The following is a 582-nucleotide window of genomic DNA, read 5'->3' as shown; positions in this document are numbered from 1 at the left end:
CCGACGGACCATCTCGGCCATTCTCTGGCGGCACCAGAACGGCGCCAAATGGCGCAGCATTCCTGACGATCTCGGTCCTTGGTGGCTGGCGGCGCAGCTCTTCATCCGCTGGGCCAAGGCTGGTGTTTGGGAGCGCCTGCTGGCGCTGGTGCAGCAGCGGGGTGTAGCGCTCGGCATGACCTTCCTCGACGGCACCAGTATCCGCGCGCACCACAAGGCAGCGGGCGCGGAAAAAAGAGGGGCCATGGCAGAGAGCGAGATCTCCGCGAAGCACTTGGCCGCTCTCGCGGCGGCTATGGCACCAAGGCTTGCGTGATCGCCGATGGGCGCGGACGGGCCATCGCCTTTGCTCTTGCGCCTGGCCAAGCGCATAAACTGCCGCTCGCACCTGGTCTGCTCAACAGCCTGCCGGACGTGCCAAGGTGGATCATCGGTGACCGCGGCTATGCGTCCGATGCCTTCCGCGAGCGGATCTGGAACATGGGCGCACGTCCTGCCATCCCACCCAAGCGCACGGATGCGCCGGTCGCCTGTCCCACCTGGATCTACAACAACCGCTCGCGGGTGGAGAACCTCTGGGCG

1 pseudogene is annotated in these 582 nt (G+C 66.3%); it reads left to right on the top strand.

The features are described from left to right. A pseudogene (locus IBL25_RS26560) lies at positions 1–582 on the top strand (IS5 family transposase); the annotation flags it as partial.

Source organism: Pseudoroseomonas ludipueritiae (assembly GCF_014490445.1).
GTDB classification, from domain to species: Bacteria; Pseudomonadota; Alphaproteobacteria; order Acetobacterales; family Acetobacteraceae; genus Pseudoroseomonas; species Pseudoroseomonas ludipueritiae.
This window is presented reverse-complemented; position numbering and strand designations above follow the sequence as displayed.